Below are 8,528 nucleotides of genomic sequence, written 5' to 3' on the forward strand. Positions count from 1 at the left end.
TGTATAGTTCAGGGATAATATCTTATTCGGATGGACCTTATGTGGTCCATCAACTTGATAATCCTATGGTCTTACTTCAATTATTTAGATTAGAGTAAGTACATTTCCTATTAATTCTTTAAGTTCAGATTTTTCTACCTGAGTAGTCGGGCAGAGATATAGGGAATTCTTAATGATCTTATCTTCTGTCATCAATGGCCAAAATTTTTCAATTACATCATCAGGCTTGATTCCAATTGCTTTCCCTATAATCTTTTTTGCATCACATGTAGACGAATAAGAAACCTCATGACCTGTTTGGGCCTTAATAAGATCTGGGCATAAATAATTTTCAATTTCTCTTTTTTGTGTGAGGTAACAAGGCCTACCAGATTGCTCCACCTCTTTTTTTCTTTTAAGAATCGATTTCACTTGCCCCTGATCTGCACCTATATCTGAATCGAGTACTACACACCAAGGTAAACCTAAGTCTTTGGCTAAATTTAGAGTAACCCAGTGTTTTATCGTTCCACATCCGCCTACTACAATCGGGACAATCTTTGCTTCTTCTAGACTTAAAGGAAAATGCCCAGCATTTCTTAAGACTATACTTGTATGTTTTAGAAATATTACATCTGATTTTCCTTCTACTAGTACTACTGCTTTAGCACGTTCCATTCCAGTTTCAGGTAAAATTCCTAAACTTTCTGTAGCCTCTTTTAATACATGTTCGTCAGGCATTTTAATACATGGTTTTAAGTCATTATCTTTTGTGACAAAGCGTACACCTTCTATAGGAATTAAACCTGCCAAAGCAGGAACGTGAGTCGTAACTAAGATTTGTTTATTAACGTGTGTAGAAAGCTCTAGCAGTGCTTTCATTAACATTACTTGATAATTAGGATGTTGTGAGGTTTCTGGTTCCTCTATAGCATAAATTACATTTCGGTGATGTATATCTATAGATTTTTCAGCTTCAGCTCTAAAAAAATTTAGAAGAATTAAGCGTCTTACACCACTTCCACGTTTATTAATAGGTATGCCATTTTCACCATCAAGTGTAAAATTAAATGTCCATTTAGGCTTATCTTTAAAACGTGGTTTTAATTCATTAGCCAATTCAGGCGCCATTTCTTTTAATTTATTTAATGTTCGGTGAGCTACATCAAGAACTCTTTGCTCTACTTGAGATTCTAAATCTGAAATTTGAGATTGCAGGTCGGATAGAGCATCTTTTACAGCTTGTTGTAATGGATTTTTAGCTTCTGTATCTCCATCACTACTTTCTCTATCAGCTTTAAAGAGAGCATATGTTGGGAGGTGATCCTGAATTTTTCCCCATATAGATTTACTCTCCGCAGAGAATTCTTTTTCAACATCTAATATATTTCGCTAAGTTGCAAGTTAGTAGAAGCTCTTAGAGCTTTGCGCCATAATGAAGCTATTCGTTTATCACTAACATAATCAGAGATATTGAGTTCTTCACCTAATTTTCGTAAATCGCTAATTTTTAAACTTAAAAGATTATTTAGTTTGGTATTCTGAGGATGTAAGCACTTAATACAGGTTTTATCTGGTTTGCCTGTAGTAGAAGCTTTAAAAATTTTGACGACTTCAAAGTCCCCATCTTTGTTTAGGAGATGTTCTTCTTTTAATGTGGTTTCTACGTTTTCATCAAGAACTATAGAATCTGGAATTTGATCGAATATACAAGTGATCTCAAATGTATTTGCGCCAGATGCTGAACTAAAGCAGTTTATATCGTTTTTATCTGCTTTATAGCCTTCAATTTCAAAAAAAATCGCTAAAGCCTCCAAAATTGTTGATTTTCCGTAATCATTACGACCAACAATTCCTGTAAGGCATTGGTCGATAGGAATTGAAACAGTATCTTGATATCCCCTGAAATTGGTGAGTTGTACGCTTTTTAGTCTCATTTTTTGCCCCCGATTGCTTTATTAAAAAAATAGCTTTACCAAATAATTATTAAAATCAGTTAATTAAATTTTATAGTAAGACATTTGTATCAATATATTTAAGATATTGAAAATGAATAAACATATGATAGTTTAGATTAATCATATATCAATAAAAGGAAGGGATGATGCCTTCTCCTAAAGATACTCAAGGTCCAGTAGTTAAAACAGGTCCAACATCGGGTCAAAACCGGTCACGTAATAAGGATGGAGAGTGGCGCAAAAAACGTTCTGATGCTGGAAAGCCGCGAGCTAAATAAGCAAACTGGATTTAAGCTAAAATTAAATACATATTATTTTCATGGTCTTGAAAGAGGAGTGACCATGAAAAAACATTATCCGAGCCTGTAAATTATTTTGTGTAAGTTCCATTTTTTATAAATGATCTTTTAATCGATCATCGAAATGAATCGTAAACCAATTCATCGCTAAACGCCAATTTTGGACTGGCATCGTCCATTTTTTAGCAGCGTTTGATGTTGCTAAATAAATGACCTTTTTTACTGAATCATCTGAAGAGAAGATCTTTCTCTTTTTTGTTGAATGGCGGATTACGCTATTCAGTGATTCAATCGCATTCGTCGTATAAATAGCATGACGTATTTCAGCTGGGACAGCATTCGCTTCTTTTCGAGTCGAAAACACACTGCCATGTACAACATGACCTTTTAATGTATGAAAGAAGCTTTCAGTCACTGCATTATCCCATGAGCAGTATACTGCGCAAGGCCGCGTCTAGACATACTTTGAATACAATCATTTGTCAATAATAGCGCTCTAAAATCACGACTAGAGTACTGTGAACCTGAGAAGCACTGCTTTGCAAGGGAATGAACCATAAGCAGGTGATCCCTGCCGATGAAACGCCCGTCACCATCATGCGGAGGGTGAGAATGATAAAAAACCGATTGCATGCGAACAGATCAAGACATCATCGCATCAGTAAGCATTAAGTGCCTAAAGGTGTAGATAGCTATGCCTTTTGGTTAGGGAGAAGGTCAATCATCATCTATAACGCTCCAAATTGCTGCCAAGTTTCACCATTGTGCAGCGAGTTATAGTAGTTTTGTAGTTCAACCAACTCATAATATTGGCTATATGCCAGCAGCAGCAGACCCAGCACAAGTCCAATTTTCAAGAGCATCAAGCGAGTTGGATGTTTATATATACTATCAAGACCAAATAGTGTCAGCATGAGCGCTGGAATTAATATAATCGCTTTTAAATGACTCAAAAAATCCAGCCCGTGGTTATATAACAATCCTACAATCAGCAATACCAGTCCTAAACTGGTGTAAATGCGACTATTAAGCGAAGTTCGCAAGGCAAAAATAAGCTGTAGAACCAGTAGAAAACTGGCAAAGAGATAGAATGTCGTACCCCCAATAATCACGGTATACATTGCATTAAGCAGACAATACGCCATGATGACAAAGATGATCACAAAATAAATGAGTGTGCAAAGTCGGTGAGTTAATTCGGTTGTTTTTGCCATAAAATCAATCCTTATCTAAACTCATTACGCATGAAACAAGTATGGGCAAATTTTGTGTAAGCTTCTATTTTTTCTATTATAGGTATTTATACTTCTCATAACTTGATGGTGTTTTGAGTAAATCTCTATTACGAAAAAAGCTGAAAAGACAAATGCTTAAACATAGGCTTCCTCCGATCAGTATCGCAGGCGTGATGGAAAAATAACGTGATGCCATACTGCTGTTTAACGCACCCAAGTGGTTGCCTGTAGTGACCCATATCCCATTGAGTGCCGCCACACGACCATGTAAGTCTTGAGGAGGAAGTTGCTGTAACAAACTCTGGCGAATCACCATACTGATGCTATCTAAAGCGCCAATCAGTATAAGCAGAGCGATACTTAGCCATAGTGATGTCGATAAAGCAAATACACATGTCGTGATTGCAATTCCTATACTGGCAAGTAACATATTGCGCCAAGCTTTTTGGCTTGGCGAAAAATGCAGTAATACACCCATCATTAGAGCCGTGCCGATAGCTGGTGCTGCTCTTAGTAAGCTTAAGCCTTCGGCGCCTAAATGCAGAACATCGTGAGCGACGATTGGGAGCAGCACGATAACACTACAAAATAAGGCTGTCACAAGATCCAATAACATACTCCAAAACAGCACACGTTGTTGCAACATAAATCTAAAAGTATGTTTTAAACTTTGCAACACTTGGCCGTGTATCGAGATGGGAAAACTACGTGGACTGAGTTGCCAAACAGCAAGGCTGCCAATACAACTCAACAGAAAGATGACACCTAGCGTTGCAACAAGTCCCACATGGCTCAGTAATAATCCAGCACATAGCGGAGCCGCAATGGCTCCAAATTGCCAGATCGAAGTCGTCCACATGGAAGCATTGTTTTCTGCTTGCCGAGAGATTAAAAATGGGCGTATTGAATTAAATGCAGGGCTGTATATTCCCCGCAAAATGCCTAAGCAAAAAATAAGAAAATAAACTAAATAGAGCAGCGTGTTTTGCTCAATCTGTTTGGTCTGGAAAACATAAAAAACAACAATCATTAATAACGGAATGCCGCTACTCAGACTAAAGCTCCATTGCAGCAGCTTTTGACGGTTATATCGATCTGCCCAATGCCCGCCGAAAAAAGACAAGCCAATAAAAGGCAGCAGTTCTACTACGGCAATGAAGCCTAAACTGAGCGGATCTTGGGTTATTTGATAAAGTGCAAAACCAATTGCGACTTCCTGCATGACCACAGCAAGCACCAAACAAAGTTGATTGAGGCTTAGTAAAGAGAAATCACGACAACGAAAAGCAATAAAAGCTTCAGACTGAAGATAAGACATAAACAAAGATAGGAATAATATGAAAAGCAAAAGGATGAACCGTAGTTCATCCTTCCGATAGAAAAGAAATTATTGCGCTTTGCTTAGAGCAGGTGTTGAATTATTTGCTGCTTGCGCCATAGGCGTATATTTCAATCCTAAAGTTTGGCTGGTGTATTGACGTACTTGGTCAAGTAACACAGGGTTTGAGCTTAACTCTTGTTGGTACGATTTTACAATTTCATGTAATTTCGGATTCCATTTACCCTGTACTTGTTGCGGGAAGGCCTTTTCAAGCAAACTCAACATGATGTAGGGTGAAGTCGAAGCACCAGGTGACGCACCCAGTAAGGCCGTTACAGCACCATCTTTAGAAGCGAAGATTTCTGTACCAAATTGGAGTTTGGCTGGTTTACCATCTTCTTTTTTGATGATTTGTACCCGTTGACCGCCTTGGCTTAAACGCCAATCTTCAGGCTTTGCATCTGGATAGTATTTTTTCAGTTCATTGAAACGATCTTCATCCGTCATCATCACCTGACTCACTAAGTATTTAACCAAGTCCAGATTTTCCAAACCGACAGCGGTCATAGGTAAGACATTGTTTTTGTTGGTAGATTTTAATAAATCTAGCTGAGAACCTTGCTTCAAAAACTTGTTTGAATAGGTCGCAAATGGTCCAAATAACACATATTTTTTACCATCAATATAACGCGTATCAATATGTGGAACAGACATTGGCGGTGCACCGAGTTCAGCACGACCATACACTTTAGCCGTATGACCAGCAGTCACTTTAGGGTTGTCGGTCATCAAGAACACGCCACCCACAGGGAAACCTGCATATTGCTTAGATTCAGGAAGACCAGTCATCTGCAATAATTTAATTGCAGCACCGCCCGCACCAATAAATACGAAGCGCGTTTTCACATGGTTAGTTGCATCTGTTTTCAAACTCTTGAAAGAAACCGTCCAAGTTTTGTCATCATTTTGGCTAATGCCCGTGACTTCTGTTGAGGTTTCTAATTTGAAGTTGGATTGTTTGTTTAGGTGATTAACCAATTGCGTGGTAATCGCGCCATAGTTGACGTCTGAACCAACATCCATACGGGTTGCAGCAACTTTTTGCGCAGTATCGCGACCATTCATGACCAATGGCGCCCATTGTTTAATTTCAGCAGGATTTTCTGAAAACTTCATGCCGTAGAACATTGGATTTTGAACCATTGCTGCATAACGTTTTTCTAAGAAATTAACGTTGTCACCCCAGACAAAAGCAATGTGCGGAACAGGGTTAATAAAGCTTGTTGGTTCGCCTAAAACACCTTGTTTAACTTGGTAAGACCAGAACTGTTTTGCAACTTCGAACTGTTCAGCCACTTGTACCGCTTTAGTAATGTCCATCTTACCGTCTTTCTCAGAGGTATAGTTCATTTCCATAAAGCCTGAGTGACCTGTACCCGCATTGTTAAAGCCATTCGAGCTTTCTTGAGCAACTTGATCGAGTCGTTCGTACATGCGGATTTTCCAGTTCGGTTCCAGTTCGGTGAGATAAGTGCCTAAGGTTGCACTCATAATGCCCCCACCAACTAAAACGGCATCAACAACAGGTTCATCATTTGAGGTTTGAATTTTTTTAGACGCAGTTGAACGGAATAAAAAAATCAACACTGCAAGCAAAAGCAGTACGATAAATACCGCGAGGTATTTTAAAAAAGTTTTCATGCGATTTTGACCTTGTGAGCAGGTGTTTTGTATCGCTTTAGAGCGAATAGAGAGCAACAAAAATATAAAAAAGAGGGTGACAGAAATGGTCGTAAACTAAAAGTTCAGAAGAGAGAGGGAGTGAAATACATGAATCCTAACCATTAAGAAAAATGTAGCATTTAGTTTAACTAGACATTTCTAATCGGTTGCTATTTTAGACGAAATAAGTATTGACTATGTAATTTTTATTATAAATGTAGATATAATGTATATAAATTTGAGTGATGGTTATTTTATTTTTATTAATTTCAGTGATTTATAATAAATTTTTTGCACTTAAAGATATAAAGAATTAAAAAGACCACATTAATTCATCGAAGTAATGTGGGCTGATTGCTGATTGCTGATTGCTGATTGCTGATTGCTGATTGCTGATTGCTGATTGCTGATTGCTGATTGCTGATTGCTGATGAGTGTGAGAAAACTATGCAGATGAACGAGCTTGATAAAAACCTGCATCGGAACGAGCTAATGCTGGTAGTCCACGAATTTGATCGGCAATTTTCTCAGCCATCATAATGGTCGTAGCATTCAAATTCCCTGTGATAATTAACGGCATAATAGAGGCATCAACCACACGTAAATTGTGCAGACCATGCACACGCCCTTGACCATCGACCACGGCCATTTCATCTTCGCCCATTTTGCAGCTACAAGAAGGGTGGTAGGCCGTTTCAGCATGATTGCGTACGAAGTCATCCAATTCTGCATCACTGCTTAAATGTTTACCCGGACTAATTTCTTCACCGCGATAAGGATCTAATGCGGGTTGTTGCATGATTTCACGTGTAATCCGAATAGCATCGCGGAATTCGCGCCAATCTTGCTCTGTGGACATATAGTTAAACAGAATGCTTGGATGTTCAAATGGATCTTTAGATTTTAATTTGATGCGTCCACGCGAGGGTGAGCGCATAGAACCGCCGTGGGCTTGAAAGCCATGTTCTTTGACTGCGTTGCTACCATTGTAGTTAATCGCAACAGGCAGGAAATGAAACTGAATATTGGGTCAAGAAAATTCATCGGAAGAGCGAATACCCCCCCCTGCTTCAAATTGGTTGCTGGCGCCAATCCCAGTTGCATTGAATAACCATTCGGTACCAATAGCAGGCTGGTTATACCATTTCAAGGCGGGGTAGAGCGAAACAGGTTTTGTGCATTTATATTGCAGGTACATTTCCAGATGGTCTTGTAAATTTTCCCCGACACCAGGTAAATCATGGACAAGTTCAATATCTAGATCACGCAGTAACTCGCTAGAGCCTACACCTGAACATTGTAAAATTTGCGGAGATGCAATTGCACCTGCACAGAGCAAAACTTCTTTATTCGCATAGACTTGATGTAACTGTTGCCGATTTGCACCTTGCAGGTATTCCACCCCAATTGCTTGTTTGCCACTAAACAGAATTTTATGGGTGGTGGCATGCGTCATGATGGTCAAGTTGGGGCTCTGCTTTGCCATATCCAGATATTCGCGGGCTGTACTGGCACGTCGAGCATTGGGCGTGTTCGATCCATTGATTTGAATCAATTGCGATTGTTGTCGTACCGAAAGTTGATGGGTCTTATCGATCATTTTTTGTCGCTCAGCTGCCCTATTTTTCTGAGCGCATCTTCTAAAAAATCAATTTGCAATGCCTGATGTCCTATCTTGGCATGTAAAGCTTTGTGAACCGTACCGGGTTTGTCGGAGAGTCAATATTCTGAGAGACTATCCTGATGACAAAATTAAAATATACCCCTGAAATCAGAGAAAGAGCGGTTCAATTATTGATTGAATCTGAAAAAGATTATCCATCGAATTGGGCTGCGATCACCGCTATTGCTCCCTGAGCAGTATACTGCGCAAGGGTTGTACTCCTGAAACACTACGTGTTTGGTATCAAAAATATTTAGATAAACAAAATCCAGTTAAAGTACAGCAGCTTTCAGACCAAGAACGTATCAAACAACTCGAACGCGAAAATAAAGAACTGCAACGCGCCAATGA

General features: G+C 39.0%; 6 protein-coding genes and 4 pseudogenes. 2 read left to right on the plus strand and 8 right to left on the minus strand.

What is annotated here, in order from left to right:
* Positions 1-84 precede the first annotated feature (84 nt).
* Together AC1M84_RS02275 and AC1M84_RS02280 are read right to left on the minus strand one after the other, a co-directional pair.
* Positions 85-1,365, minus strand: a complete 1,281-nt coding sequence (locus tag AC1M84_RS02275) for an ATP-dependent nuclease (RefSeq protein ID WP_481594348.1) — start codon at positions 1,363-1,365, stop codon at positions 85-87.
* On the minus strand, positions 1,359-1,916 hold the full coding sequence (locus AC1M84_RS02280; RefSeq protein WP_481594340.1) for an AAA family ATPase: 558 nt from the start codon (positions 1,914-1,916) through the stop codon (positions 1,359-1,361). Before AC1M84_RS02280 ends, AC1M84_RS02275 begins: the two co-directional genes overlap by 7 nt.
* A gap of 167 nt (positions 1,917-2,083) precedes the next feature.
* Between AC1M84_RS02280 and AC1M84_RS02285 the strand changes: the two genes are divergently transcribed.
* On the plus strand, positions 2,084-2,215 hold the full coding sequence (locus AC1M84_RS02285) for a hypothetical protein (protein WP_481594341.1): 132 nt from the start codon (positions 2,084-2,086) through the stop codon (positions 2,213-2,215).
* A gap of 115 nt (positions 2,216-2,330) precedes the next feature.
* Here AC1M84_RS02285 and AC1M84_RS02290 read toward each other — a convergent pair.
* The 6 genes and pseudogenes from AC1M84_RS02290 to AC1M84_RS02315 form a co-directional block, all read right to left on the minus strand.
* Positions 2,331-2,567: pseudogene (locus AC1M84_RS02290) on the minus strand (transposase); the annotation flags it as partial.
* 397 nt (positions 2,568-2,964) lie between these two features.
* Positions 2,965-3,450, minus strand: a complete 486-nt coding sequence (locus tag AC1M84_RS02295) for a hypothetical protein (protein ID WP_075166733.1) — start codon at positions 3,448-3,450, stop codon at positions 2,965-2,967.
* Between the two features lie 76 nt (positions 3,451-3,526).
* The gene (locus AC1M84_RS02300; RefSeq protein ID WP_075166811.1) at positions 3,527-4,789 is read right to left on the minus strand and encodes an MFS transporter; all 1,263 of its coding nucleotides are present in this window, start codon (positions 4,787-4,789) and stop codon (positions 3,527-3,529) included.
* 69 nt (positions 4,790-4,858) lie between these two features.
* Positions 4,859-6,493 carry a malate dehydrogenase (quinone) gene (gene mqo, locus AC1M84_RS02305; RefSeq protein WP_481594342.1) on the minus strand — a complete coding sequence of 545 codons (1,635 nt, stop codon included), beginning with the start codon at positions 6,491-6,493 and terminating at the stop codon, positions 4,859-4,861.
* A 466-nt stretch (positions 6,494-6,959) separates the two neighbouring features.
* A pseudogene (locus AC1M84_RS02310) lies at positions 6,960-8,045 on the minus strand (GMC oxidoreductase); the annotation flags it as partial.
* A 3-nt stretch (positions 8,046-8,048) separates the two neighbouring features.
* Positions 8,049-8,206 (minus strand): annotated as a pseudogene (locus tag AC1M84_RS02315) (IS3-like element ISAcsp5 family transposase); the annotation flags it as partial.
* 51 nt (positions 8,207-8,257) lie between these two features.
* On the opposite strand from AC1M84_RS02315, the pseudogene AC1M84_RS02320 reads away from it, so the two are divergent.
* Positions 8,258-8,528: pseudogene (locus tag AC1M84_RS02320) on the plus strand (transposase); the annotation flags it as partial.

Source organism: Acinetobacter sp. 24-47-66 (assembly GCF_056779755.1).

Excerpts from the sequence above, each read along its gene's own strand:
- AC1M84_RS02280 (WP_481594340.1), bottom strand. The coding sequence starts at position 1,916 with ATGAGACTAAAAAGCGTACAACTCACCAATTTCAGGGGATATCAAGAT.
- AC1M84_RS02285 (WP_481594341.1), top strand. The coding sequence starts at position 2,084 with ATGCCTTCTCCTAAAGATACTCAAGGTCCAGTAGTTAAAACAGGTCCA.
- AC1M84_RS02295 (WP_075166733.1), bottom strand. The coding sequence starts at position 3,450 with ATGGCAAAAACAACCGAATTAACTCACCGACTTTGCACACTCATTTAT.
- AC1M84_RS02300 (WP_075166811.1), bottom strand. The coding sequence starts at position 4,789 with ATGTCTTATCTTCAGTCTGAAGCTTTTATTGCTTTTCGTTGTCGTGAT.
- mqo (WP_481594342.1), bottom strand. The coding sequence starts at position 6,493 with ATGAAAACTTTTTTAAAATACCTCGCGGTATTTATCGTACTGCTTTTG.